Origin of the sequence: Clostridium tagluense, from assembly GCF_003865095.1 — a bacterium.
Taxonomy (GTDB): Bacteria; Bacillota; Clostridia; order Clostridiales; family Clostridiaceae; genus Clostridium_AD; species Clostridium_AD tagluense.
Map to the genome: position 1 here is coordinate 96,912 of NZ_BHYK01000003.1, position 25,245 is coordinate 122,156.

A 25,245-nucleotide genomic window follows, 5' to 3' on the forward strand; every position below is an offset into this window, starting at 1 on the left:
TTTAATTATCTTAATAATTGAAGAACACCTTGTGGTTGTTGATTAGCTTGAGCAAGCATTGCTTGAGCTGCTTGTGCAAGAATATTGTTCTTTGAGAAGCTCATCATTTCTTTTGCCATATCAACGTCTCTAATTCTTGATTCTGATGATTGTAAGTTTTCTGATGATGTATTTAAGTTGTTTATTGTGTGCTCTAATCTATTTTGTACTGAACCTAGGTTTGCTCTTTCATTTGATACTAATGCTATAGCACTATTTATAGTTGTAATTGAAGTTTGAGCACCTGCCTCACTTGATATTGTTGCAGCACTAATTGCTAATCCTTTTGATGTCATATCAGCAATCTTTAAATCAATTGTTTGACCTGAATTTGCACCAACTTGGAATTTCAAATCAGCTGCTTTAAATCCTCCTGATATAAGTTTCTTAGTATTGAACTCTGTTTGAGTTCCTATTCTTGTGATTTCTTCTTTCATTTGACCGAATTCTGTAGCAAGTGCTTTTCTATCTGCAGTTGTGTTTGTTGCAGTTGCTGATTGAACTGATATTTCTCTCATTCTTTGAAGAATTGAGTGAGTTTCGTTTAAAGCACCTTCAGCAGTTTGGATTAGAGAAATTGCATCTTGTGCATTTCTAGATCCTTGATCAAGTCCTCTTATTTGGCCTCTCATTTTTTCAGATATAGCAAGACCTGCAGCGTCGTCTCCAGCTCTGTTAATTCTTAATCCTGAAGAAAGTTTTTCCATTGATTTTCCAGCATTAGCTGTGTTACCTGTCATTTGTCTGTGAGCATTCATTGCGTTCATATTGTGATTGATTATCATAATAAATTCCTCCTTGAGTTTTAAGTGTACTTCCTTGCACACTATTTTATAGTTAAGCTCTTTGAACTTACTATTTCGTTAAAATATTGAATTCTAACTATTATTTCAATCTATTTAATTATCTTAATAATTGAAGAACACCTTGTGGTTGTTGATTAGCTTGAGCAAGCATTGCTTGAGCTGCTTGTGCAAGAATATTGTTCTTTGAAAAGCTCATCATTTCTTTTGCCATATCAACGTCTCTAATTCTTGATTCTGATGATTGTAAGTTTTCTGATGATGTATTTAAGTTGTTTATTGTGTGCTCTAATCTATTTTGTACTGAACCTAGGTTTGCTCTTTCATTTGATACTAATGCTATAGCACTATTTATTGTTGTAATTGAAGTTTGAGCACCTGCTTCACTTGATATTGTTGCAGTACTAATTGCTAATCCTTTTGATGTCATATCAGCAATCTTTAAATTAATTGTTTGACCTGAATTTGCACCAACTTGGAATTTCAAATCAGCTGCTTTAAATCCTCCTGATATAAGTTTCTTAGTATTGAACTCTGTTTGAGTTCCTATTCTTGTGATTTCTTCTTTCATTTGACCGAATTCTGTAGCAAGTGCTTTTCTATCTGCAGTTGTGTTTGTTGCAGTTGCTGATTGAACTGATATTTCTCTCATTCTTTGAAGAATTGAGTGAGTTTCGTTTAAAGCACCTTCAGCAGTTTGGATTAGAGAAATAGCATCTTGTGCATTTCTAGATCCTTGATCAAGTCCTCTTATTTGGCCTCTCATTTTTTCAGATATAGCAAGACCTGCAGCGTCGTCTCCAGCTCTGTTAATTCTTAATCCTGAAGAAAGTTTTTCCATTGATTTTCCAGCATTAGCTGTGTTACCTGTCATTTGTCTGTGAGCATTCATTGCGTTCATATTGTGATTGATTATCATAATAAATTCCTCCTTGAGTTTTAAGTGCACTTCCTTGCACACTATTTTTTATATATTTAAAAGCCCTTTAAGGTCTAATAAAACTTTGCTAAAAAAGAATGAGTCAACCCATCCATTCTCTCCTTGCGTCCTGCAAGTTCTTAATGAACAAATTAACTCATCCTGAGTTTTACATATTAAATTTAATTTGAAACAGCTTATCTAGCTTATAGCAACCTTTTGTTGCTCTTCCCAAACTTCGCCTCTAGTTATAGTAACTTCCCTAGGTGCATCTATAGCAAGCCTTAAATCTCCATTTTCAGATTTAACTACCTTAACCTTTATGTTGTCACCAATCATAATATATTCTCCTGGCTTCCTGCCGAGTACTAGCATTATAGATTCCCTCCTTGAAATTCTATTTTTATCATTTACTAAATTTTATTTATAGAAAATGAAAATGGACGATTAATGAACTTATCTATTCCCCACATCCTGTAGGGTTAAATAAGTTTATTAATCGTCCATGATTATTTATTATTAAATTTTAATGTATATTTTCAACTTCTACTATTTATATCGTAGGTTTAATTATATACTTTATAGTTTTTTTGAAATTATTTTATAGATTTTAATTTCTTACTCATTTTAAATAGTTAGTGTGAGGAAGATTTTTCTGTGACAACAGAAAAATCACCCTTCAACTCTCAACTCTCCACTTTCAATTCTCAACTATCCCTCCCATACTTCCCCTCTTGTTATAACTATTTCCCTCGGGGCATCTATAGCAAGTCTTAAATCACCTGATAAACTTTTTACTACCTTCACCTTTATATTATCACCAATCATAACATATTCTCCTGGCTTCCTGCCTAATACTAACATACGTTTTCCTCCTTGAATTATATATTTTATTCGTTAATCCTATTATAAAACACTGACCCTAAATGAACCCTAAATGAGAAGTGCCCTATAGGATTAATTTCTCCTATAGGGCACTTACAATTTTAAAAATAAATAAGTCAATTGTTTATGACAGTTGGCAGTTGTCCATTCTCAATTTTCTCCCCCCCACCTTCCATTACCCTTCTGCACATTTCATCAAGTTCCACAGCTTTTGGATATGCCCAGCTGTACCCACTCTCTTCCATATATCCTTTTTGCGTAAACTGCTGGAGCAAAGGACAATGTTCATTTCTTTTTATTTTATTTCCCTTTATCATTTCTTCCAGCTGATATAGATCACAACTAACTCCCTCTGTCACTATTCTATAATTCCCACGGCCGCTTTCCAGTATTTGAGATATGCCTATCTCCGCCAATCTTTTACGTAACAAATAGGTGTTTGCATGAAAGTTTGTTTGGGCTTTTTCAGAATTATAGTCAGGCCAAACTGCATCCGCTACCTTTTCCCAATTTACAGGCACGCCATTTTTGTGTATCAAAAAAGCCAATACTTCCTTTGCCTTAGAGTTTTTAAAGGGTAACACTTCTCCACTTTGAAACACTTCAAAATCTCCAAAGCATTGAATAAACGGTTTCCCAGACGATCTCACTGTACTTTTGGGTTTCAATAATCGACTTACTGTTTTAGCAAGTCGCTCCTCTGTCAAGGGCTTCATAATATAATCCATGGCCTCTAATTCAAAAGCCTCTACTGCATATTGGTTAAAGGCGGTAACAAAAATAATATCTATATTTTCATTTATGTTTAATATCTGCTGGGATAGCTGAAGTCCATTAACATCCGGCATTTCAATATCTAAGAAAACTGCATCCAGTGGATGTTCTTTTAAATAGGATAATAACTGTTCTCCTGTTTCAAAAAGACCACATAGCTCAAGTTCCACAACTTCCAGAACCATTCTTTCAAATCTTTCAAGCACATGCATCTCATCGTCTACTGCTGCAATACGTATCATAACTCCTCTCTTCCTTCCAGCATCATAAATCTCACGCAGGTGCCACGTCCCATTTCACTACTGATGTCAAGACCTCTGCCATACAATCTAAGTAGCCGATGGTGAATATTAAAAAGACCAACACCTTGATTTTTTCTTTTTTCACTCAAGAGAAAATCAAGTTTTTCACCTTCAATTCCAATACCATCATCTTCAATCTCAATTATTATGCCTTCAGTGCGCTTCATCATCCTTACCATAACCCTTCCTCCCACCTGTTTTTTTGATATACCATGCCTGACTGCATTTTCCACTAAGGGCTGGAGGATGAGAACAGGGATTTTATAGTCTAAAGAGACTTCAATCTCTTTAAGTAGCTGTATCTTTTGACCAAAACGTGCTTGTTCAATATTGAAATACCTGCTTATAAATTCAAGTTCCTTTTCTATGGTCACCATTTTATCCAGACGATTAAATTCCAGACTTCCTCTTAAATAGATTGCTAAGTCTACAATTAGATTCCCAGCCTTTTTCCCATCCTTTTCGCATACATTGGCAATGGCACTCATGGCATTATATAAAAAATGTGGCTTAATCTGCGCTTGTAAAAACGACATTTCTGTTGCCATTATTTTGTCCCTTAGTCTGTCTGCCTCAATTAAATTTTTATTATACAAAATAAGCTTTTTATAGATGCTCGCCTGTTTCCCAGCCTGAACAAAAGCCATAGCCATAATAAGGGCAAAATTCCCACATAAATACACATAAGATATATTACTACTGCCTATCCCTTTATAATGAAACATCTCTTCAATGATGGATAAAACAAATATGCCCATGGATATAAACACTAATATTGCATTGTCCCGTCTGCAAATCACTGCTTTTATTAAAACGCCTAAAATGTAAATTATTTGTAGCACCATCAGTACGTAAAAATACTTATTGAAGCTTGCCATAAATTTAGCTGGTGTCAGCAACAGTACCTCAAAGAAAATGTTAGGCATCAATATTAATCCCACGATAGTTTTTTTATATTCTAAAGGGTAAATGCTGATAATAACCAATATAATAATTGGCATTAAATTATACCCTGTAATATAATTAATATATACGCCAACCTTAATTGGCACCTTGGGGAAGAAGTTTATCAATGGTAATTCGCCCCATACTAAGGAACGCAAAGCTGTGACAAAACAAAGAATGATAAAAAGCAGGGCTGTTTTACTCTTTCTTTCCAAAATAAAAATTAATAGATAATAAATACCAAATATAGAAACACTTCCAATAAAGAGTAGCTGCAATGCAAAGAGAATCATTTTCTGTTCTTCTAAGACCTTTTTTGAACCAAATACTGGGCTCTCACGAAGTCCCCCTCTAGCATAATCCAGATTGGCTACTTGGAAAACAATCTCCACCTGTTGCTTATCCTTTGGCAAATCCACAATAAGTAGCTTACAGCTCTGTTGGAGGTTAGAAGGTTTATCCCGTAAATTCCCAACTTGTTCAATAAGTCGCCCATTGGCATAGATCTTAAATGCAGAGGCAATTCTTTTAATTCTAAGAGCAGGGTCCTTAATGGTAGATGGATAGTTTAGACGCAAACGATAGGTGGCAATCCCATAATGCGGATAAACTTTACTTCCAGATTCTCTATTACTCCAATCCCCTGGTACTTCCATAAATGAATCCATCTGTGGCGCAGGCTCTGAAGCAAAGTTTTCCGTTGTAAGTAATCTATCCCAATAAAATTCCCAATTACCATCTAGTGGCACTAATTCATTTTGCTTGAAGTAAGCGCTAGACAAATCAACCTTGCCATTATAGGCCAGCTCTGAACCCCCTGAATACATCATGATAAGGGCAAAAATCATAAAAACAATAAACAATATGATGAATACTATTCTTAAGTTCAATCTGATACTTTTCATACTTTTCTTCACACCTCATCTTAAGTTATTTCTTATTATAAAAAAGAAGCCAGAGTTTTCACCCTGACTTCTTTTGGTAAGTTGAGAATTGAGAGTGGAGAGTTATGGTGTTACGTTAAACTCTAAACTTTCAATTTTAAACTCTCAACTGTACTAATAACTATCTTAATAATTGAAGAACTTGTTGTGGTTGTTGATTAGCTTGTGCAAGCATAGCTTGAGCAGCTTGAGAAAGAATGTTGTTCTTTGAGAATGTTGACATTTCTTTTGCCATGTCTACGTCTCTAATTCTTGACTCAGCTGATGACATGTTTTCTGAAGCAGTTCCTAAGTTAGCTATTGTGTGCTCTAATCTATTTGTGAAAGCACCCAGTTTTGATCTCTCTGATGAAACTGTATCAATTGCCTTTTGTATTGTAGTTATAGCCGTAGTTGCTGTAGCAGAATCATTAACTTGAATTCCTGCAGTACCTAAAGCAGCAGATCTCATATCAGCTATGCCAACATTTAACATTTGATTTTCGTTTGCTCCGATTTGGAAATTTAATGTTCCATTTCCTGTTACAGTTAAAACTGTAGCAGCCGTTGCTGCATTGACTTCAAATTGTAATCCCTTAGCCGCACCACTTGAAACAGTAACCACATTTCCTTGTGCTGTATAACTTCCTGCACCAGCTACAGTAGCATCAGCACCAGCTTTAGATACTTGAAGACCAATTGCTGTTGCATCAGATGAGAATTTTGAAGCACTTCCTTCTGCAGTAGATGTTAATGTTAAATCAGTTCCTGTAGTTGAAGCTTTAACTCCAACGCCTGCATCATTAATAGTTTTTATTACATCAGCTGAAGTAGTACCTGCTGCAAATGTAAAGTTAGTACCATTTATAGTCATATTAGCAGAAGTCGCTGTATCAACAACATTTGCTGCAAAAGCAGCTGCTCTAGAGTCTGTTGCCTTTGTTGCAAGAGTTGAACCTGTAAGAGTTACAACAGTTCCTACTACTGTATCTCCAGTTCCTCCAGTGATTAGCGCTTTTTGATCCACAGTAGAAGTTCCACTTACATTAGCTCCACCATTAAGAAGCTTCTTAGTGTTAAACTCTGTGTTATTACCAATTCTATCTGTTTCAGCTACTAACTGATCCATTTCCTTTTGAATTTGTCCTCTGTCATTTGTATTCAAAGTATCATTTGATCCTTGAACTGCAAGTTCTCTCATTCTTTGAAGTATTGAAGTAGTTTCGTTTAATGCCCCTTCACCAGTTTGTAATAATGATATAGCATCTTGTGAATTGCTTGAAGCTTGATCAAGTCCTCTGATTTGTCCTCTCATCTTTTCTGATATAGCAAGACCTGCTGCATCGTCTCCAGCCTTGTTTATTCTAAGACCTGAAGAGAGTTTTTCCATTGATTTGTTAGCATTACTTGAATTGATACCCATGTTTCTGTTAGCATTCATTGCACCTAAGTTGTGATTGATTATCATAATAAATTCCTCCTTGAATTTTAAATTGGACATCCTGTCCATTTTTATTTATAGTTAAGCTTTTAAGCTTACTAGCTTTTTTAGTTGAGAATTGAGAATGAAAAGTTACTCTAAATTCTCTTTTGATTCATGAACTCATATTTTTAAGTTCTAATATTTATATCGTGGGTTTAATTACATACTTTATAGTTTTTTAAAATTATTTTATTATTTTATTATTTTATTAATTTTAAATGAGCTATATCAGTCATATTTTTACCGGTAATAGCTTCAACAACAGTTAGATCATTTGACAAAGCATCAATTTTACCATTAGTTTCTTTAAACTCAGCTTTCATTTCGCCAGACAATTTTACCACTTCATGAGTTACATTATCCATATCAGCTTTATTAAATTCTGCCGCAATTTTTAGTGAACCAAGAATTGCACCATGTTCTTTAAATTGAGTTTGAATAAGTTTTTGATTTTCCTTTAGTTCTTTAACATCACTTTGGGTTAATCTTTGAGTTTCTTTTAATTCTTTAACATCACTTTGAGTTAATCTTTGAGTTTCTTTTAGTTCTTTAACATCACTTTGAGTTAATCTTTGAGTTTCTTTTAGTTCTTTAATTTCTTTTTCTACTCCATTAAATCTTTTATTTACATCGGTTTTAAAACTTATTAACTCACCATACATTTTCTCTAATAATTCAAAAGCCTTATCTTCCATAACAATACACTCCCTACAACTTAATTGTAGTACTATTATACACTAATTACCCCACTTTATGAATCATATAATTTTTCCCACTTAGGGGAGGGATAACATAAATAACAAGTCAACTTGACTAGTTGATAATTGAGAATTGAAAGTTGAGAGTGAATGATTTTTTTTCTAACGAAAAAATTAAAATTGAATTATGCCTAAAGGCATAGAAAATGCAATAAACGCAGTTTTTACTTTCTTTTTAATTTTAAGATTTTTCTGCGACAACAGAAAAATCATCCTTAACTCTCAACTCTCCACTTTTAACTCTCAACTATAAAAGCTGTTTCCTAGCAAAAAACAGTGAACAATTGCCCACTGTTTTTTATCATATTTGTTTATTAAACATACTTGCATTATTATAAAAACTCTTATTATAATTATTATTAGCATTTTTAGTTACTTGTATTTTATTTAATTCTTGCTTTGTATCTTCTTTTTTTGTTTGCATTAGTTTTAATAATTCATGTTGCACCTTTAATATATCCAGTTCATCACATATATCCGTAAATTCTTCAGTAGTATATTGCAATTTTTCCATATTTTCAATAATCACTTGTCTATTATCTAATAAAGCATCTAATTTATGAATTTCATCCTGCTGCAGCGCCCTTATAAGTTCCATAGTTGCCTGCTTGAATTGTACTAATTGTTGCATCAATTCTTTCATAAAAATCGCTCCCTTCCATTTATTTTAGAAGGATTTTATTGTCCCCCACCCAATTGTTGCGAAAGCCAACTTGATTGGGAGTTCAGCTTATTCATAGCTGTTTCTAGTTTTGAGAACTTCAAATAAAAACTATTCTCTCTAGCTGCTAGACTTTTTATCATTTCACTTATCTTTGCATCTTTCTTTATAATATCCGCAGATAATAAAGAGCTATATTCAGTTCCATCCCCTTTTATACCTGCTTTTTCAAGGAAAATACCCTTTTTACCACTTTTATTTGTTTTTGTTCCTGTATAATCTTCTAAAATATCCTTTATTCTTTGAAATATACCTTGTTCATCATTTCTTTCTTTTCTTTCACTAATTGTAGCATCTGGACTATACGAAGGATGTTTTGTAGATTCCTTTGCAAACAAATTAGTAACCTGTTCACCCCTAGTTTCGATAGCAGCTTTTAGTTTTGTTTCATCTATTACAATCTGCCCTCTCTTACTTATATCCTTTGAGGTTGATAATCCAATTTCAGAAAGCGATATGCCTGCATCTGTTACTGAATCATAAAAAGCCCTTCTCATTGAGGTAAGCATATTGCCTAAATTTGCATCACCCTTGAGCAATCCTACTTTAGCCTTAGCTTCCCATTGTTTAATTTCATCTTCCTTCATGCCTGCCTTCTGTTCATCACTAAGTGGAAGATACTTATATTGCTTCTTTTCATCAGCCTTTCCGCTAACTTTTTCTACTAGTGCATTGTATTTACCTATGAACTCTTTAATTTTATCACAAGTTTTTTGGGAATTTCCAGTAACGGTAAGGGTTGTTGTGCCGGCTTGGTTTAATGCATAGTTAACTCCATCTATAGAAAAATTATTACTAGTTTTTCCAATAACAGGAGTCGCTATAGTCGATCCTGGAGGTGTTATTGTGACTTCAGCCTCTGTTCCAGGTACAACAGCTGTTTTTAAATTTAATTTTGTTAAAATGCTCCCTGAGGTTTCTGTTACAACTAATGATGCTGACTTTCCTATTTGTGCACTCTCCATACTAAATGTTCTTGTTAATTCACTAAAATTGAGCTTAACATTGCCATCGGTACATTTGTTAACCGCATCTATTAATTGTGATATCGTAGCATCTTCTGATATTGTACCAGGCGTTACTGGTATTGTAGGAGCTACTAATTTTAGTTCTTTATTTTGTGTTTTACCATTAGCATCGTTATAACTAAAGTTTAAAGTTTCATTATTTAAAATTTTAAAATCACTTAATTTTGTAGTATATTTATTAAGTATATCAGATGGTGTTGTTATCGCAGTTCCATTTATCTTGTCTGCTGTAGCTAATTTAGTTACATTCACAATATAGTTTCCAGCCACCGCTCCCACAGATGCTGTAGCACTAGCCCCAGCACCAACCGCCGTTACATCAAACCCATCATAGTTACTTTTACGCAACATATTAGTATCAGGTTTTATCACATCTAAATATGTATTTTTAATAGCGGCTGTATCTGATAATATATCCCTATAAAGTTCCTGCCTCCAAGCTACTACTTGCCTATCCTGTTTCAGCTTATCCACTCTCATGTTATAAGGTTTCATCATTTGCTTTATAGTAGCATCCGTATCCATTCCTGTAGCCATACCCGTAATTCTCATTTAATAATACACTCCTTTTTGTAGTTGAGAGTTGAAAATTGAAAGTTGAGAGTTATAGCTAGTTTTTATGCTACGCATAAAAATATCCACTCTCTTCTCCAACTCTCCACTCTCAACTCTCAACTGCCTCTTTCCTATTTTCCGCCCTTAGATACCTTATACGCCTTGTTCCAAGTATCGCGAATATCTTCAATCAGTGGTATTACTTCATTCATGATTTCTTCACTTTTCTTAATGTTAGCATCTATAAGTCTTTTTACTATAAAATCATAAACCCTCATTAAATTCTGTGCCCATTCTCCACCCTTATCCACATCTAAGGTTGTCATTAATTCATAAAATATATTTTGAGTTTTTACAATGTTTTCGTGGGCTTTTTTAGCCTCTTTATCTAAAATGGCTTGTCTACCTATTTTCGAAAACTTTGCAGCCCCATCTACAAGCATTAGAAGCAATTGATCCTTTGATGCGAAGTTTACACTATTATTCTTATAAGTATTAAAAGCATTTCCATACGAGTTCATTGCCATATTCCTTCACCTCTACTTTTTAGTATCTATAAAATTCCCAATACACCTTTGACCTTTTTCTAAATTCTCTTTAAAAACCTCTACGTCATATTGCGTGTTTTTAAATGCATTTACGGTTATCTTGTGATCTTTCTTATATTTTAAAAGCTTGTCCTTAAACTCATCCTGAGACTTTGAACTATCTTTAGGATTTCTATCCTTATTTACAGATATTGATTCTTTTCTATGAATTATACCAGACTTGGTTGTATCCTTAACTCTCTGTCTTATTTCAACATCAATCTTATTTAATTTAAATTCCATAATACCCCTCCTAAATTTTCCTTAAAGGGTTACTTTTTTTATTCTAAAAATCACTCCTCTTATTCTAAGTGATTACGCCTTTTTATATATTAAAACACCAGCCATTTCGCACATTTTAGCTACCATATCTAGTATTTTTTTCGATGGAATTTCTTTTATCACTTCATTAGTTTTGTCATCAATTACCCTTATAATCATTTGGTTAATTACATCATGCTTTTCATATTGCAGATGCGTACCTTCGCCTTCTAAAAGTTTATTTATTTTGCTTACTGCGTTTTTAACTTCTTTTTCACTTAGTGAATTATTAATTTCAGCACCCTTTGGAATCTTAATGTTTTTTGGTGCCTTATAAATTTTTTCGAATTCTAATGGCTTATTTTGACTAATATCCCCAATATCCATGTTTGCCTCCCAATTTATTTTTTTAATTTATCTAAAGCTGAAACATCAAAAATCATAGCTCTTTTATTTTCATCTGTAACTTCTTTATAAAGTTCACTTCTTAAAATACCAATTTCTTTTGGTGCACTTATAGCAATTTTCACAGAGCCACTTTCAATCTTAACGATAGTTATTTCCACATCATCACCTATTAATAGGGATTCACCTTTTTTCCTGCTTATTACTAACATTTAGACCTCCTCCTTGCACTTTCTGGAGTACATAACAATTATTATTTATTGTCTAATCTAAATAAAGGTTGTTTTATTTTATATTTATCATTATCTAATATTAGTTGTTCCCCTAATCTTTGTTTTATATTAATAATTATAGGCGCTTTTAAATTAGTAGTCATATCTTCAATATTTGAATTTAAATTTACTGTAGTTAATACCAACACTTCATCTGGCCCAGATATTTGAAGTTCCTTTATATAGGTGTCAGGTATTTTAAATTCATAATCCACTGCGATGGTAAAGGGTGATACTAAAACTAAACCAACTTCTATGTCCTCGATTGAATGTAACATACTGAAAGTTTCATTGCTTTCCAATGGAAACATTATGAAATCCCTCAATTCCTTAAACCCCGGTAACCCCTTTTTAAAAACTATGACATCTTCATCACTATACTGTTGAACTCCATGGTACCTAGTAACTAGCTCCATATTACAAATCCACTCCTTTACTAAAAATCATTTTCAACTCTCAATTCTCAACTTTAAATCCTACCTCAAGTAATCCATTAACGAAGGCTGAAGTACCTTAGCACTAGTTTGAAGCGATGCCATATATACAGTTTGCAAAGTAGCAAATTCCATTGTTTTTTCTGTAATGTCTATATCCTGTGTTCTTGACAAAATTTCCGTCATATTAAAATTTGCTTCTACATTTCTATCTTCAGCGCTTTCCATTCTATTTTGCTTAGCACCAACCTCAGAGCGGAGCTTTAAAACATTTGTCATAGCTGCTTTTATTCCTGTCAAGTCTGTCTTTGTCAATTCTTTAACTTTATCCGGGTCAGCAGAATCAAGATGGTCTGTAATATTTTTTAAAAGGTCCATGAGATTATCAGTACCCGTTCCATAATTTATAACTTGTGATGCTGTAATGTTATAATCCATAGTTACGCCTTGGGATACTTCTACCAATAGCATGTTTGGTCCCTGACTTAGTCCTAGATCTTTAGTTGTAGTTCCATTACCAATATCAGAGAATGTTATGGCGCCTGATGTACTTCCAATTTCAAATGTCCCATCAGCAGTTTCTTTAACTGTAACCGGTTGAATAACCCCAGGAGGTGCCGTCGCATTATTAGAAGCTGTTATAGCGGTATTAATATTTGTTTGAAGCGTAGTAGCTACCACTTCCATAGTGGTTGTTCCACTTGTAATCCCAGGATCTATTGTTACTGGCATTGGGACTCCATTTAAGGATATATTGAATGTTCCCCCTGCAACTACTGTTTTACCATTATATATGTAAGCACCCTTATTTGCCGTCCCACCTGTATTGGATAATATTTTTGCGCCTATTGACGTATTTAATCCACCAGCATTAAGTGTAACTTCCGATTTCATTCCAGTGCTACCACTTTGTAAAACCATCTTGTTATCTTTATCTAAATAACCATTAATATGTGAAACTCCCTTACCTGAAGCATCTATTGCTGAATTAATCTTACTTACAAAAATATCTTTAATTGAATCTAAAGTAGAATTCGATGCTGATGATAAATTAGCATTAATTTGTGTCTTTTGATCAGCAGTTAATGCTGCATTCCAATCAACTGTAATCTCCGCTCCATCTATATTAAATTTATCCGTTCCAAAAGTTACACCAGACATATCACCCTTTAATCCATTGGCAGAAGTCATTGTTCCTGGTGTAAGTTTAGTAGCTACCTTTGGCTTTATATTGGAAACTAACTCTGTATTCTCACCTAGGGTCTTTGTTCCTGCCGGTTTACTTGTTCCGTCTGCTCCTCCAAAAATATACTTACCATCAAAGCTGGTATTTAGTATTTGTGAAATTTCTCCTATTCTTTGATTTATTTCGTCCTTAATAGCTTTTCTCTCATTAATACTGTAGGAACCATTTCCAGAAGATACTAAAAGTTCTTCAATTCTTCCCACTACATTCCCTACTTGTCCTAATGCTGTATCCGTTGTGTCAAGGAAATTTATTGAATCTTTAATATTATTATTATATTGTTTATTTGCATCTATATCTGAATACATTTGCATTATCCTGGTGGCTTTAAAAGGGTCATCCGAAGCTTTTCTTATTTGTTTACCAGAAGTCATTTGACTCTGCAATGTATTCATATTATTTAAATTTGTTCTCATGTCTGTTAAAAAATCATCTGATAGTGTTTTATTTGTTACTCTCATATCTTCACCCCTTAATTAATAGATATAATTCCTATTATTTATCTCTTTAAGCCATTAATAACCACATCTAAAAGTTGATCAACGGTTGAAATAATCTTTGCATTAGCTTGATAAGCATGTTGATATTGAATCATATTAACCATTTCTTCATCCAATGATACCCCCGATATAGAGGTTCTTGATTTCTCGAGGCTTGCTATTAGTGTTCCTTGGTTCTTTACAATTGTTTTTGCCCCTTGGTTTTCAATAGCTACTCTATTTACTGTATCCTTAAAATAACTACCAATAGTCATTCCATTTAAGTTAGAATTAACCGTCTCCACCCCTAAAGTAGTATCTAGAGTAAATTTATCTTTTAAAAACATATCCCTTGTTGTTTTGCTATCTATATTTTGAATCTCTAATCTAACATCTTTAAGGCTTGAAATTGCTAATGCTCTATCTCCGTCTGTTGCTCCTGGAGTATCACCTTTTCCTACCCTGATTTTCATAACATCATCAAGGATGTCTTTGCTAACAGAAATATTTCCAGCTGTTATTTCTTCCTCTTTGCCTGAATCCTTATTAATAAAAAATTTAAGTGCATCTTTAGTTGCGTCACTTTCACCGCTATGCACTGCATTTATTGAAAATGCAATACTCTTAGCTAAACCATTTAACTCGCCCACATATTTATCAATTTCTTCTTGTACAGACATATAGCCCTTAAGCTCTCCACTTTTAGGTTGAAAAAGTTTAATATTTATCTTAGTATCTGTTGGTGTTGTCTCAGTAGCTACCGTAGTTTTTCCTGTTTTCCCCAATGGAACCTTAACATTATTAGAATCCTTCCCCTCAATTCTATTTCCACTTACATCTATAGCATAGCCTTCCTTATCTGCCCAAAGCACTCTACCTTGATCTAAGCTTTTATAGTCAGAACTACTTAAAGTCATGGTCATAATCACTTTATTCTTTTCCGTTGAGGTATCGCCATTTTTGTAATAACTTACTTCATAAATTCCAGCTTCACCTGGTTTTTGTACAGCAGGCGGTTCAGTAGGTGGTACAATACCTTTTGGTACAATACTTTTCACATAAGAAAACCTGCTAACCTGATCACTAGGATTGGATTTCACAAGGTAAAGGTCTTTAGTTGCATCGGCTCCTCCTACATTGTCAAGTGGTTTAAGATCTTCTCCTGCTAAGGATTTTTTATCAATATTAATACCAAATTTTAAGCTTAGCTTATCTACTAGTAAGTCCCTTTTATCCATTAAATCATTAGGTTCATTCCCACCAACTTTTACACTTATAACCTGTTGATTTAAGTCATTTAGTTGATTAAGCATGCTATTTATATCTACAACAGTCTGACCAACAACATCTTGACTGCCACCTTTTAGCTTTATCAACTGATTATAAGTATTATTTAATTCATCGGTCAAAGCTTTAGATTGCTGTGCCACTACTGTTCTTGCATTTGAACTTTCTGCATGTTTTGAAAGCTCACTCCAAGAGTCAAAAGTCTTTCCTAGTAAGGTTGACACACCCGTATCGCTAGGCTCATTCATAATACCCTCAATTTCCCTTAGGAAACTTTCTCTTCCTTCATACCAGCCCTTAGTACCATTCTCCACTCTTACCTGGTAATCTAAAAACGTGTCTCTAATTCTTGTTATAGAGGAAATCTGTACACCTGTACCTAATTGTCCTGGTCCCATAGCATTATTCATAGAAGGCATACCAGCTGGTCTTGTAGTTTCCATAGTAGCCCTTTGCCTTGAATATCCGTCTGTCTTAGCATTTGATATATTGTGTGCTGTTACATTAATAGCTGTTTGTTGAGCTTCCATTCCTCTTTTAGCTATATTAAAAGTTCCAAATAATCCTGACATCTCTTTCACCTCATACTATTTTTTTACTTTACCGTATCCATTATAAGTTATTGTCTCACGTACCGGGCTTAATACATTTAATATTCTATTCGTAAAATTAAGTCCTTGTCTTATAAGTAACTGATTTGTATCCTTTTGCAGTACAACTTGTTGTAATAAATTCTTAATTTTATAATAATTGTTTTCAAGTTCTGCATCTTTAAATTTTTCAATTAATTCCATCATATCTCTACTTTCCGTAAGCTCTCTTCGCTGCACTTCCATATGTGCTATATTTTTATTAGCTTCTTTGATTTTGTTTATACAAGCTTCCATCCCAAAAATATCCTTATCGATTATATATTTGTGCTGTTCTTCAAGTTCTACTAAAAGCACCGCTACAGCTTCTATTTCCTGTATCATGACAACATTTAGTTTGTCTTTCATAACTAAATATCTCTCCCCTTCATAATATCCATCATTCTAGTAGCTGTTAATTTTGAATCCATCTTATAGGTCCCTTGCATTACTTCACTTCTAATAGTTTCTATCTTCTCTGGTGAATTAACTGTTTTACTATCTAAGGATAATGCGCTTAAGCTTTTTCCTGCAGGCGATAATTCTATGGTATCTTTTTTTAACGCTGCTGCCTTTAATTCTGTTTTAGGCGTATTATTTTTATAAAAACTAACCACATTATTTTTTACTCCATCTATTTTCATTCCTAACCACTCCTAGCTTTTTATATCTTTATACTAGATTCCCTTCTAGTTTGTTCTATCTATTTATATTATCGTATACAAACTCTTAAAGTTTATACTGGATTTAATTATTAGTAGATGTTAATAATTTGTTTACTATATATATTTATTTTCATGTTCTTTTTCTAAAACCATCTTGGCTTTATAATACAAAAAAATAAAAAGGAATAAATTCTCTTTATTCCCCAAACAAAAAGGGATAAAGAAAATTTATTCCTTTTTTTATACCTATACATTTTTATTCACTATTCAGATATAGCTTTAACTCTTTCTTCTCCGCTAATTATACTAGTAATTCTAACTCCAAAATTTTCATCTACAACTACTACTTCACCGTAGGCTACCTTTTTACCATTTACTAAGATATCTACCGGCTCTTCTGCTAGCTTATCCAGTTCAATTAGTGATCCAGTTCCTAGGTTTAAAATATCTCTAATGTTCTTTTTAGTTTTTCCAAGCACTACGGAAATTTCTAGTGGAACATCTAATATTAAGTCGATATTTCTAGGAGAATTATGAACCGTAGTATTTGTTAGAGGCACAAAAGATGCTTGTCTAACTTCTACTTGCGGTTGCGGCCGCTCAATGGGTTTTGCGTAATACTCAGGCTCAGCCGGAACACTTGTATAAGCTGCTTCTTGCTGCGCCGTTTCCCTTACAGGTGCCTGCTGTTTAATTTCGCTTTGAGAGCTAGCTACTTTAGGGGCTTCCTCCGGCTTTTCTGTGCCCATCATAATAGCTACTATTTTTTTAGCAGTTTCAATAGGAAGTACTTGCATGATAACACTATCAATTAAATCACCAATTGTCATTTTAAAAGCTACCTGAACAATTTGCTGATCTTCATCTATACTATCACTTAAGGCTGAAGTACTATCATCCCATATCTTAGATTCCGGAGGCGAAATGTTTACTTCCCTACCAAACATTGTTGCCATTGATGTTGCAGCAGATCCAATCATCTGATTCATAGCTTCTGAAACAGCACTAATTTCAATTTCTGAAAGCTCTGGTGTACCTTCTACTTTACCATCCCCACCCATCATTAAACTAGCTATAACTGCAGCATCTGGAGTCTTCATCACTAAAAGATTCCCACCTGCAATACCACTTACAAACTTTACGTCTAAAGCAATATTAGGAACCTCAAAGTTAGCTCTTAAGTCTTTAAGTGTACTTACTGAAACTACTGGCGTTGCTATATTGACTTGTTGACCTACTATAGTGGAAAGAGCTGTTGATGCTGAGCCCATAGAAATATTTCCAACTTCCCCTAGCAAATCTTTCTCAATATCAGAAAGCTCAAATTTTTCTATAGGTTCAGAGACGCTGTCCTCTCCATTTAAGAGAGCGTCAATTTCTTCTTGTGAAAGAAAGCCGTTACTCATAATTTTCCACATCCTTATCTATTATATCTAATATCTGAATTCCTCTATTTTTACCTACAGTACCAGGTTTGCCCATGTAACATAAATGTTCCTCTACAAATACTTTAACTTTGCTATCACTTGCATAATGTAATTACGTCACCTTCTGTTAATTGTAGAAATTCATTTACAGTAATATTTGTACTCCCTAGCACTCCTGTTACTGGAACACTTACTATATTTAGTCGATTCTTTAATTTATTTCTAGAGTCATTAACAAGTTCTTCATCATTTTCTCTAAACCAATATTGAACAACAAGTTTATCAAGTACTTTTTCAATGCTTAAATAAGGTATACAAATATTTATAAATGTACTATTATTATTATTCATTTCTACAGAAAAAGTAATTAGAGCAACTGGTTCATTTGGTGCTAGTGTTTGATTAAGTACAGGATTAGTTTCTAATGCCTCAATTTCTGGCTCTACCTCTAAAACATCCTCCCACGCTAGTTTTAAGTTAGCTATAAGTCCCGCATTAACATTTTTTAATATATTTTTATCTATATCAGAAAACTCTTTGACTTTAACCTTTCTATTGCCAACTCCTCCTAAAAGTATATCAATTACTTGAAAAGAGAACTGGGGGTTAGTCTCAAATAATATAGAACCATTTAGTGGTGGCATTTTAAATATAGTCAAAATGGTAGGGTTAGGAATTGAATGAATAAATTCCTCATAGGTTATTTGCTCAATAGTCTCAATTTTAACCTTTACATTATTTCTTAGCTGTGCGGACAAATGACTTGATATTATTCTTCCATAATTATCGTGAATTAACTCAAGCGTTCTCAAATGATCCTTTGAGAATTTTTGAGGACTTCTAAAATCATATAATTTAATTTTATGCTTTTCCTCTTCACCCGGGAGCTGATCTGGTTCTATTTCCCCAGAAGAAAGGGCAGATAAAAGTGAATCTATTTCACTCTGTGATAATACTTCTGCCATATTTCTACCTCATTTCTCTGTATAAAGTGTTCTTACTATATTCCGTTAAACTTCTATTTTTCAAAAATTACTTTTTATCTTTCGGTAAGCTCTTATCTTTCGATAAGCTTGCCAATATCAATTAATGTAACTATTCTATCTTTAAAGTTTATAACCCCTTTAATATAGGCTTTTTTTCTGTCAGCTTCAACTTTTTCAATCAAATTTTCTTCAATTTCTAATACTTCATCAACTTGATCTACAGTTACTCCAACAGACTCTTCTTGCAAGTTTAATATAATAATATTTTCTTGGTCGCCCTCTCCCTTTTCAATATCTAAAAGGAGATTTATATCTAAGAGAGAAATTATATTCCCTCTTAGATTAATTAAACCCTTTATATAATCTGCTGACTTAGGTACCTTTGTTATTTCCATCATATCGTTAATACTTTGAACAATAGAGGCCTCTACTGCGAACTGCTCCTCATTAACTTTAAATACAACTACTTGCATAACATTCCCCTCCTAGCCTAAAACTTTTTTTATTGCTTCAATTACTCTATCTGCTTGAAACGGTTTTACAATAAAATCTTTTGCACCAGCTCTTATTGCATCCATAACCATGCTTTGTTGACCCATAGCACTACACATAATTATTTTTGCAGCAGGGTCAAATATTTTAATTGCTTTAACAGCTTCAATTCCATCCATGTCTGGCATTGTAATATCCATAGTAACCACATCTGGTTTTTCTGCTTTATATAGCTCCACAGCTTTTATTCCATTGCTTGCTTCACCCACAACTTCAAATCCATTTTTTTCTAATATATCCTTTACCATCATTCTCATAAATGCCGCGTCATCAACAATTAGTACTCTAGCCATTTTATATTACCTCCAATTAATTTACACCTAATGAATTTAGTATTTTTTCTAATGATCCAGGCATCGGTATATAATAAAAATGCCCGCTTACCTTGTGATTTTCTTGTAAAAACTGTGTTTCTAAATCAAGTACATGCTCATCATATTGACCTGATTCAATAAAAGTAGTAGAAAGTATTGCCCCCATCATGTCTACTGCAACAGCTGGCACAGAAGGCATAATAGTAAGACTAGTAAGTTTTGCTATTGCATTCATAAAGGAGCTTGCAATAATGTTCCCTATTTCGCATAATGCTGAACTTCCAATTTCAGTTATCTCTTCCTGCTGCGCGCCTACTAGACTTGATATAATTCTCAGTGCAGTTTCCTTATCGAAAGTAAACAGTATATTACCTGGTATATCTCCCAGGACTCGTACAATTACACCAATTACAACTTCTTCGACTCCGGTTCCAGAAAAAATATCATCAAACGGAACGATATTTACTGATGGTACCGCCATATCTACTTTTTCATTCAATAACTCTGATAAAGATGTAGCTGCATTTCCTGCGCCAATATTGCCTACTTCTTGTAACACATCTAATTGCATAGCACTAAGCTCAGAATAATCCATATTATATCCTCCTATACTAAGGCAGCAGCATCTAGTATCAATGTAACTAGTCCATCCCCTAAAATAGTTGCTCCTATATATTCTGTTAATCCCTGCAGTGTTTTCCCTAGAGGCTTTATTACAATTTCTTGTTGTCCTAGCAATGAATCTACTAAAAGCCCTACTATTTTCTCTCCCACTCTTACAATAACAATGTATTTCTTATTCTTATTACTAGTTTCTATTTGCAATTTTTTACTTACCCTTACTAGTGGAATTACAGAATCATTGTAAACAATAACTTCTTTATTATTAGTTTTCTTAATTAGCTCCTCGTTATAGTCTATTACTCTATCAATATAACCAAGAGAAATAGCCATAGTTTCATCGCCAATTTTTATTAATAATGCTTGGATGATTTGCAACGTCAATGGTAATCTTATAATAAATGAAGTACCTTTGTCAATCTCACTTATTGCATCTACTGTTCCACCAAGGGCAGCAATTTTAGTTTTAACAACGTCCATGCCTACTCCACGTCCAGAAATATCTGTTACTTCCTCATTAGTGCTAAAGCCTTGTGCAAAAATTAAATTCTTTATATCTGCGTCTGACATTCCTTCAGTATTTATACCAACTTTATTAGCTTTTGCCCTGATTTTATCAACAGCTAGCCCTTTACCATCGTCTTCCACCTTTATTATGGCTTTAGTGCCTTCTGCATAAGCTATAAGTTTAATCACACCAATAGGATTTTTCCCCTTAGCAATTCGATCCTCACTAGATTCTATACCATGATCTGCAGCATTTCGAAGCAAATGGAGTAGTGGTTCACCTATTTCATCAATAACTGTCCTATCAAGCTCTGTCTCTTGTCCTTGTATTTGAAGATCCATTTCTTTTCCTAAATCTTTTGATAAATCTCTTATCATCCTTGGAAATCTATTGAATACTACTTCTAGTGGAAGCATTCTTATTTTCATTACTAAATCCTGAAGTTCCGAGGTGGCCCTAGCTACTTGTTCTAGTGTTTCGTTTAAATCATTTAATTTATGAACACTACTTATCTGTTCTAGTCTTGTTCTGTGAATTACAAGCTCTGAGACCATATTCATAAATTTATCTAATCTATCCAGTTCAACTCTTACAGATTGATGAGCTTTTTTGTGAACTACTGCTTCCTTTTTATCCTTACTTTTATCCTCTTCTTTACCTTTAGTCTCCACGGTGGCACTAACTTTTGTTTCGCCCTTTTCAGCTTTTGAAGATTGTTCTATTCCTTTAAATTCTCCTGGTTTTTCCTCCAAATTACCCTTACCATTTTCAACGTCAACATCTTCAACCTCAACCTTTTCCACTTCGGAAATATTCGTTAAGTTATCAATAACTTCATCTTTTTCTTTAGTTGTAATATAGATTAAATTTATTTCGAATTCAAAGTTTTCATTTTCTAATTCTTCAGCTCCAGGTATGGATTTTATTATTTCACCATATTCTTCTAAGCTCTTAAATATAAGAAATGCTCTTGCTGACTTAAGTAGCGTATTTTCACTTAGTAGAATCTTTATTTCATAAGCATTGTACATTCTCTCCATAGCTTGTTTAATAACATTAACGTCATATTCATTAAGTGTAATTCTCCCAGCCCCATTATCATTACTATCTCCTGTGACAGCAATTTCTTTTTTCTGATTTTCAACTGATCCACCTTTTTCTGCTATGGAATGTAGATCATCTATTATATCCTGAATTTCAAGTTTATCAGAAATTCCCTCTGATATATTATTTACCATCTTTTCTAGAGTGTCTAGACATCTAAATAAAACAGTTACCACCTTTTCTGTTACCTTAAGCTCACCCTCGCGAAATTTAGAAAGAACATCTTCCATTTTGTGTGTTAATTCAGCCATTTGACTGAATCCCATAGTTGCAGCCATACCTTTTATTGTATGAGCTACTCTAAATATTTCATTCAGCTTGTCCATATCTTCTGGTTGTTGTTCTAGCGTAAGAAGTGCTTCATTCAACGTCTGCAAATTTTCCATAGATTCTTCTAAGAACATTGTCATATATTGTGATGTATCCATTTTTTTCCTCCTTATTGATTGTACATTGCCTATATTTTTTTATAAATAAATGTTGATGTTTTCTCAAATCCATACTCTTTATAATTATATATACTCTCAGTGGCCCCAACGAAAAGTAATCCGCCTTTTTTTAATGAGTCACTGAATTTTTTATATATTTTATCCTTAATCTCTGCATTGAAATAAATAACTACATTTCGGCAGACTATTAAATCAAAATTATTTTCATAATTATCTAAAATAAGATCATGTTTCTTAAAGTCCACCATCTTTTTTATAACAGAATTAATACAGTATTTGTCCCCCTTAACTAGGAAATATTTTTCCAGAAATTGTTTTGGAACATTTTTAACTTCAGCATAGACATATTCAGCATTTTTCGCTTTTTGAAGTATTGTACTGTCTATGTCCGTAGCTACAATTTTATGACTGGCTCCTTTGCATAAATCATCCATAATCATAGCTAGTGAATATGGCTCAGCTCCAACAGAACAAGCTGCACTCCAAATCTTAAGCCCTCCGTTATAGTTCAGTTCCGATTTAACTTTTTGCGAAAGCTCCTGGAATATTTCTGGGTTTCTAAAAAATTCTGTTACGTTTATCGTAATAAAGTCTAAAAATTTCTGTTTTTGACTCGGATCACTCTTTAATAATGTAATATACTCTTCTACAGACTTCGCCCCAACTCTCGACATTAAACTTAAAATTCGCCTATGCAATTGATTAGATTTATAAGCGGCTAAATCTATTTTATATTCTTTTAAAACCCATTGCTGAAAATATATTAGATCCATTATCTATGATCATCTCCCCATTACAATTTTATTAATCTCCTGAGCAACATTATCTAGGGGAACAACTTCATCTACTTTCCCTGTTTCAAAAGCCGCTTTTGGCATGCCATATATGGTGCAAGTAGATTGGTGCTCTGCCATAGTAATGCCTCCATTGTCTTTAATAGCTGCTGTGCCTTGCGCCCCATCTCGCCCCATGCCAGTAAGTATAACACTTAGTAGCTTCGATCCATAAACCGCTATGGCGGACATAAAAAGTTTATCTACTGCTGGTCTAACTCCCCAAATACTAGGCTGCGTATTTAAATGTATTTTCTTATCCCGTCCTATTTCCATATGATATCCACCAGGAGCTATATAAACTACATTTTTTGAAACTGTGTCACCCTCCGCCGCTTCTATAACCTTTAATTTGCTGTTTAAATTAAGTCTATCTGCAAAAGCCTTTGTAAATCCAACTGGCATATGCTGCACCACAAGGACCGGAACTCCTATATCAACTGGCAACGCTGTTATCACCTTATATAGAGCTTTAGGACCACCTGTGGAAGCTCCAATAACTACAGCCTCTACATTAGACATTGCAGTGGTTCTACTGCGGGAGACAACTCCTGTGGTTGTAGCTACTTCATTTAATACTGTAGCTGTGCTCCTATTTATGCTTGTCCTATTTGATTTAATGTTTTTTTCAGACATTATGGTATTTTTACCCTCACTCTGCATAAATGCAAATTTTATTTTTTCCACTAATTCATCTCTAACTTTATTGATGTCTAATGATATTGCTCCAGATGGTTTTGCTATAAAATCAAAAGCACCTTGCGCAAGAGATTCCATAGTTAATGCTGGGCCAGTTTTAGAAACACTACTAAGCATAATAACAGGTATATTAAGATTCATTTTTCTCAATTCCTTTAAGGTTTTTATACCATCCATTTTAGGCATTTCAATATCCAAAGTTATTACATCAGGTATTTTACCAGTTATTTTTTTTATCAGGTCTTCTCCATCTTTTGCTGTATCTATAACTTCCATTTCTGGTTGTTCATTAATCATATCAGAAATGATTTTTCTCATTAATGCTGAATCATCTACTACAGTAACTTTAATTTTTTTTAACAATACATCACCCCATCAACTATAGATAATATTCTAAATGTCTACGGTCCCCATACCTACTGTTCTAATAGACAATGCTCCACTTGTGGTATCAAATATTAAGGTTCTGCCTTTATTCCCTCCAATGTCTTCTGAAAGTATTGGAATAGATAAATTTTTTAGAGCACTTTTAACTGCTATACCATTTCTATTTCCTATGTCCATAATTATACTTTTATCTGGGAAATTAAACATTGAAGCTCCACCTGCTATTTTAGCCCTCATATTTCTAAGTTTTGCGCCTTTTTTTATCATCTTCTCTACCAGGATTGGTATAGCTAAATCTGCAAATTTGATTTCGTTAGTTATTTTATTAAATTGACTGCTATCTGGAAGCATTATGTGTGCCAATCCTCCAATACCTATAGCTTTATCATATATTGCAATGCCAATGCAGGACCCAAGACCCACAGTTATTAATTTATTTGGCGAAAAAGCCACATTTAAATCTGCAATTCCTACTTTTATTTCATTATATTCCATAATTACACCCTATTTTATAATATTTCATTTTTTTCTTCTTCTGTCAATATAGTTGAAAGATTTAGATAAATAATTATTCTGCCATCAATCTTAATTAGTCCTTTGATATATCTTCTGGATATTCCATAAATGATTTCTGGTGAATCTTCTATACTATCTGTTAATACATCCTTAACTTCAGAAACAAAATCAACTATTATACCTATTTTACTATGTTCTTGCTTACCAACTATTATCTTACATCCTTCTTTCATTTCAGTTAAAGACAAATTAAATCTTTTTGATAATGATATAATGGGTAAAATATTACCCTCATAATTTATAACCCCCTCCACAAATTGCGGTAAATCAGGAATTTTAGTTATCTTTTCGTATTCCAGTATTCTTTCTACTTCCATAATATTCGTTGCATAACACTCACCATTTATGCTAAAAATCAGGATCTTAATTTCCTGCTCCTTCATATTAAA

Annotated in this window: 28 protein-coding genes and 1 pseudogene; all 29 read right to left on the reverse strand. The window is 33.5% G+C overall.

What is annotated here, in order from left to right; all coding sequences use genetic code 11:
• Positions 1 to 5: 5 nt before the first annotated feature.
• The 29 genes and pseudogenes from Ctaglu_RS03240 to Ctaglu_RS03380 all read right to left on the reverse strand — a co-directional run bounded on the left by Ctaglu_RS03240 (position 6) and on the right by Ctaglu_RS03380 (position 25,239).
• Positions 6 to 824 (reverse strand): flagellin N-terminal helical domain-containing protein, encoded by an 819-nt coding sequence (locus Ctaglu_RS03240; RefSeq protein WP_124998030.1) that lies wholly within the window; start codon positions 822 to 824, stop codon positions 6 to 8.
• A gap of 118 nt (positions 825 to 942) precedes the next feature.
• Positions 943 to 1,761 (reverse strand): flagellin N-terminal helical domain-containing protein, encoded by an 819-nt coding sequence (locus tag Ctaglu_RS03245; protein WP_124998032.1) that lies wholly within the window; start codon positions 1,759 to 1,761, stop codon positions 943 to 945.
• A gap of 201 nt (positions 1,762 to 1,962) precedes the next feature.
• A complete protein-coding gene (locus Ctaglu_RS03250; protein ID WP_124998034.1) occupies positions 1,963 to 2,136 on the reverse strand; it encodes a carbon storage regulator in 174 nt (57 codons plus the stop codon).
• A gap of 336 nt (positions 2,137 to 2,472) precedes the next feature.
• On the reverse strand, positions 2,473 to 2,625 hold the full coding sequence (locus Ctaglu_RS03255; RefSeq protein WP_124998036.1) for a carbon storage regulator: 153 nt from the start codon (positions 2,623 to 2,625) through the stop codon (positions 2,473 to 2,475).
• A 137-nt stretch (positions 2,626 to 2,762) separates the two neighbouring features.
• A complete protein-coding gene (locus Ctaglu_RS03260; protein ID WP_124998038.1) occupies positions 2,763 to 3,662 on the reverse strand; it encodes a response regulator in 900 nt (299 codons plus the stop codon).
• Positions 3,659 to 5,572: a sensor histidine kinase gene (locus tag Ctaglu_RS03265; RefSeq protein WP_124998040.1), complete on the reverse strand. Its 1,914-nt coding sequence runs from the start codon at positions 5,570 to 5,572 to the stop codon at positions 3,659 to 3,661. The genes Ctaglu_RS03260 and Ctaglu_RS03265 overlap by 4 nt, the downstream gene beginning before the upstream one ends.
• A 160-nt stretch (positions 5,573 to 5,732) precedes the next feature.
• Positions 5,733 to 7,058: a flagellin N-terminal helical domain-containing protein gene (locus Ctaglu_RS03270; protein WP_124998042.1), complete on the reverse strand. Its 1,326-nt coding sequence runs from the start codon at positions 7,056 to 7,058 to the stop codon at positions 5,733 to 5,735.
• Between the two features lie 215 nt (positions 7,059 to 7,273).
• Entirely contained in the window at positions 7,274 to 7,768 is a 495-nt protein-coding gene (locus Ctaglu_RS03275) for a hypothetical protein (protein ID WP_124998044.1), read from the reverse strand.
• Between the two features lie 364 nt (positions 7,769 to 8,132).
• Complete coding sequence (fliT, locus tag Ctaglu_RS03280; protein ID WP_124998046.1) at positions 8,133 to 8,474, reverse strand: flagellar protein FliT; 342 nt, start codon at positions 8,472 to 8,474, stop codon at positions 8,133 to 8,135.
• 35 nt (positions 8,475 to 8,509) lie between these two features.
• On the reverse strand, positions 8,510 to 10,132 hold the full coding sequence (gene fliD, locus Ctaglu_RS03285; protein ID WP_124998048.1) for a flagellar filament capping protein FliD: 1,623 nt from the start codon (positions 10,130 to 10,132) through the stop codon (positions 8,510 to 8,512).
• Between the two features lie 134 nt (positions 10,133 to 10,266).
• Positions 10,267 to 10,662: a flagellar export chaperone FliS gene (gene fliS, locus Ctaglu_RS03290; RefSeq protein WP_233439673.1), complete on the reverse strand. Its 396-nt coding sequence runs from the start codon at positions 10,660 to 10,662 to the stop codon at positions 10,267 to 10,269.
• A gap of 12 nt (positions 10,663 to 10,674) precedes the next feature.
• Positions 10,675 to 10,965 carry a hypothetical protein gene (locus Ctaglu_RS03295; RefSeq protein WP_124998050.1) on the reverse strand — a complete coding sequence of 97 codons (291 nt, stop codon included), beginning with the start codon at positions 10,963 to 10,965 and terminating at the stop codon, positions 10,675 to 10,677.
• 72 nt (positions 10,966 to 11,037) lie between these two features.
• A complete protein-coding gene (locus Ctaglu_RS03300; RefSeq protein ID WP_124998052.1) occupies positions 11,038 to 11,370 on the reverse strand; it encodes a flagellar protein FlaG in 333 nt (110 codons plus the stop codon).
• Positions 11,371 to 11,384: 14 nt separating this feature from the next.
• Positions 11,385 to 11,600: a carbon storage regulator CsrA gene (gene csrA, locus Ctaglu_RS03305; RefSeq protein WP_124998054.1), complete on the reverse strand. Its 216-nt coding sequence runs from the start codon at positions 11,598 to 11,600 to the stop codon at positions 11,385 to 11,387.
• Positions 11,601 to 11,641: 41 nt separating this feature from the next.
• A complete protein-coding gene (fliW, locus tag Ctaglu_RS03310; RefSeq protein ID WP_124998056.1) occupies positions 11,642 to 12,076 on the reverse strand; it encodes a flagellar assembly protein FliW in 435 nt (144 codons plus the stop codon).
• 60 nt (positions 12,077 to 12,136) lie between these two features.
• The gene (gene flgL / locus Ctaglu_RS03315; RefSeq protein ID WP_124998058.1) at positions 12,137 to 13,801 is read right to left on the reverse strand and encodes a flagellar hook-associated protein FlgL; all 1,665 of its coding nucleotides are present in this window, start codon (positions 13,799 to 13,801) and stop codon (positions 12,137 to 12,139) included.
• Between the two features lie 38 nt (positions 13,802 to 13,839).
• The gene (gene flgK / locus Ctaglu_RS03320; protein ID WP_124998060.1) at positions 13,840 to 15,678 is read right to left on the reverse strand and encodes a flagellar hook-associated protein FlgK; all 1,839 of its coding nucleotides are present in this window, start codon (positions 15,676 to 15,678) and stop codon (positions 13,840 to 13,842) included.
• Between the two features lie 15 nt (positions 15,679 to 15,693).
• Complete coding sequence (locus tag Ctaglu_RS03325) at positions 15,694 to 16,104, reverse strand: flagellar protein FlgN (protein WP_124998062.1); 411 nt, start codon at positions 16,102 to 16,104, stop codon at positions 15,694 to 15,696.
• 2 nt (positions 16,105 to 16,106) lie between these two features.
• Positions 16,107 to 16,379 (reverse strand): flagellar biosynthesis anti-sigma factor FlgM, encoded by a 273-nt coding sequence (locus Ctaglu_RS03330; protein WP_124998064.1) that lies wholly within the window; start codon positions 16,377 to 16,379, stop codon positions 16,107 to 16,109.
• 284 nt (positions 16,380 to 16,663) lie between these two features.
• On the reverse strand, positions 16,664 to 17,806 hold the full coding sequence (gene fliY, locus Ctaglu_RS03335) for a flagellar motor switch phosphatase FliY (RefSeq protein WP_124998066.1): 1,143 nt from the start codon (positions 17,804 to 17,806) through the stop codon (positions 16,664 to 16,666).
• A pseudogene (gene fliM / locus Ctaglu_RS03340) lies at positions 17,799 to 18,792 on the reverse strand (flagellar motor switch protein FliM). The gene fliY and the pseudogene fliM overlap by 8 nt, the downstream one beginning before the upstream one ends.
• Positions 18,793 to 18,884: 92 nt before the next feature.
• On the reverse strand, positions 18,885 to 19,286 hold the full coding sequence (locus tag Ctaglu_RS03345; protein WP_124998068.1) for a chemotaxis protein CheW: 402 nt from the start codon (positions 19,284 to 19,286) through the stop codon (positions 18,885 to 18,887).
• Positions 19,287 to 19,298: 12 nt separating this feature from the next.
• A complete protein-coding gene (locus tag Ctaglu_RS03350; protein WP_124998069.1) occupies positions 19,299 to 19,658 on the reverse strand; it encodes a response regulator in 360 nt (119 codons plus the stop codon).
• A 16-nt stretch (positions 19,659 to 19,674) separates the two neighbouring features.
• A complete protein-coding gene (locus tag Ctaglu_RS03355) occupies positions 19,675 to 20,274 on the reverse strand; it encodes a chemotaxis protein CheC (protein ID WP_124998071.1) in 600 nt (199 codons plus the stop codon).
• A gap of 11 nt (positions 20,275 to 20,285) precedes the next feature.
• Positions 20,286 to 22,340 carry a chemotaxis protein CheA gene (locus tag Ctaglu_RS03360; RefSeq protein ID WP_124998073.1) on the reverse strand — a complete coding sequence of 685 codons (2,055 nt, stop codon included), beginning with the start codon at positions 22,338 to 22,340 and terminating at the stop codon, positions 20,286 to 20,288.
• Positions 22,341 to 22,369: 29 nt separating this feature from the next.
• A complete protein-coding gene (locus Ctaglu_RS03365) occupies positions 22,370 to 23,134 on the reverse strand; it encodes a CheR family methyltransferase (protein WP_124998075.1) in 765 nt (254 codons plus the stop codon).
• Between the two features lie 9 nt (positions 23,135 to 23,143).
• Entirely contained in the window at positions 23,144 to 24,211 is a 1,068-nt protein-coding gene (locus tag Ctaglu_RS03370) for a protein-glutamate methylesterase/protein-glutamine glutaminase (protein WP_124998343.1), read from the reverse strand.
• Between the two features lie 75 nt (positions 24,212 to 24,286).
• Positions 24,287 to 24,775 (reverse strand): chemotaxis protein CheD, encoded by a 489-nt coding sequence (locus Ctaglu_RS03375; protein ID WP_124998077.1) that lies wholly within the window; start codon positions 24,773 to 24,775, stop codon positions 24,287 to 24,289.
• Positions 24,776 to 24,789: 14 nt separating this feature from the next.
• On the reverse strand, positions 24,790 to 25,239 hold the full coding sequence (locus tag Ctaglu_RS03380; protein ID WP_124998079.1) for a chemotaxis protein CheW: 450 nt from the start codon (positions 25,237 to 25,239) through the stop codon (positions 24,790 to 24,792).
• Between the last annotated feature and the right edge of the window lie 6 nt (positions 25,240 to 25,245).

Coding starts and splice junctions, on each gene's coding strand:
- Ctaglu_RS03240 (WP_124998030.1), bottom strand. CDS start 824: ATGATAATCAATCACAATATGAACGCAATGAATGCTCACAGACAAATG.
- Ctaglu_RS03245 (WP_124998032.1), bottom strand. CDS start 1,761: ATGATAATCAATCACAATATGAACGCAATGAATGCTCACAGACAAATG.
- Ctaglu_RS03250 (WP_124998034.1), bottom strand. CDS start 2,136: ATGCTAGTACTCGGCAGGAAGCCAGGAGAATATATTATGATTGGTGAC.
- Ctaglu_RS03255 (WP_124998036.1), bottom strand. CDS start 2,625: ATGTTAGTATTAGGCAGGAAGCCAGGAGAATATGTTATGATTGGTGAT.
- Ctaglu_RS03260 (WP_124998038.1), bottom strand. CDS start 3,662: ATGATACGTATTGCAGCAGTAGACGATGAGATGCATGTGCTTGAAAGA.
- Ctaglu_RS03265 (WP_124998040.1), bottom strand. CDS start 5,572: ATGAAAAGTATCAGATTGAACTTAAGAATAGTATTCATCATATTGTTT.
- Ctaglu_RS03270 (WP_124998042.1), bottom strand. CDS start 7,058: ATGATAATCAATCACAACTTAGGTGCAATGAATGCTAACAGAAACATG.
- Ctaglu_RS03275 (WP_124998044.1), bottom strand. CDS start 7,768: ATGGAAGATAAGGCTTTTGAATTATTAGAGAAAATGTATGGTGAGTTA.
- fliT (WP_124998046.1), bottom strand. CDS start 8,474: ATGAAAGAATTGATGCAACAATTAGTACAATTCAAGCAGGCAACTATG.
- fliD (WP_124998048.1), bottom strand. CDS start 10,132: ATGAGAATTACGGGTATGGCTACAGGAATGGATACGGATGCTACTATA.
- fliS (WP_233439673.1), bottom strand. CDS start 10,662: ATGGCAATGAACTCGTATGGAAATGCTTTTAATACTTATAAGAATAAT.
- Ctaglu_RS03295 (WP_124998050.1), bottom strand. CDS start 10,965: ATGGAATTTAAATTAAATAAGATTGATGTTGAAATAAGACAGAGAGTT.
- Ctaglu_RS03300 (WP_124998052.1), bottom strand. CDS start 11,370: ATGGATATTGGGGATATTAGTCAAAATAAGCCATTAGAATTCGAAAAA.
- csrA (WP_124998054.1), bottom strand. CDS start 11,600: ATGTTAGTAATAAGCAGGAAAAAAGGTGAATCCCTATTAATAGGTGAT.
- fliW (WP_124998056.1), bottom strand. CDS start 12,076: ATGGAGCTAGTTACTAGGTACCATGGAGTTCAACAGTATAGTGATGAA.
- flgL (WP_124998058.1), bottom strand. CDS start 13,801: ATGAGAGTAACAAATAAAACACTATCAGATGATTTTTTAACAGACATG.
- flgK (WP_124998060.1), bottom strand. CDS start 15,678: ATGTCAGGATTATTTGGAACTTTTAATATAGCTAAAAGAGGAATGGAA.
- Ctaglu_RS03325 (WP_124998062.1), bottom strand. CDS start 16,104: ATGAAAGACAAACTAAATGTTGTCATGATACAGGAAATAGAAGCTGTA.
- Ctaglu_RS03330 (WP_124998064.1), bottom strand. CDS start 16,379: ATGAAAATAGATGGAGTAAAAAATAATGTGGTTAGTTTTTATAAAAAT.
- fliY (WP_124998066.1), bottom strand. CDS start 17,806: ATGAGTAACGGCTTTCTTTCACAAGAAGAAATTGACGCTCTCTTAAAT.
- Ctaglu_RS03345 (WP_124998068.1), bottom strand. CDS start 19,286: ATGCAAGTAGTTGTATTTAAAGTTAATGAGGAGCAGTTCGCAGTAGAG.
- Ctaglu_RS03350 (WP_124998069.1), bottom strand. CDS start 19,658: ATGGCTAGAGTACTAATTGTTGATGACGCGGCATTTATGAGAATGATG.
- Ctaglu_RS03355 (WP_124998071.1), bottom strand. CDS start 20,274: ATGGATTATTCTGAGCTTAGTGCTATGCAATTAGATGTGTTACAAGAA.
- Ctaglu_RS03360 (WP_124998073.1), bottom strand. CDS start 22,340: ATGGATACATCACAATATATGACAATGTTCTTAGAAGAATCTATGGAA.
- Ctaglu_RS03365 (WP_124998075.1), bottom strand. CDS start 23,134: ATGGATCTAATATATTTTCAGCAATGGGTTTTAAAAGAATATAAAATA.
- Ctaglu_RS03370 (WP_124998343.1), bottom strand. CDS start 24,211: ATGAGAAAAATCATTTCTGATATGATTAATGAACAACCAGAAATGGAA.
- Ctaglu_RS03375 (WP_124998077.1), bottom strand. CDS start 24,775: ATGGAATATAATGAAATAAAAGTAGGAATTGCAGATTTAAATGTGGCT.
- Ctaglu_RS03380 (WP_124998079.1), bottom strand. CDS start 25,239: ATGAAGGAGCAGGAAATTAAGATCCTGATTTTTAGCATAAATGGTGAG.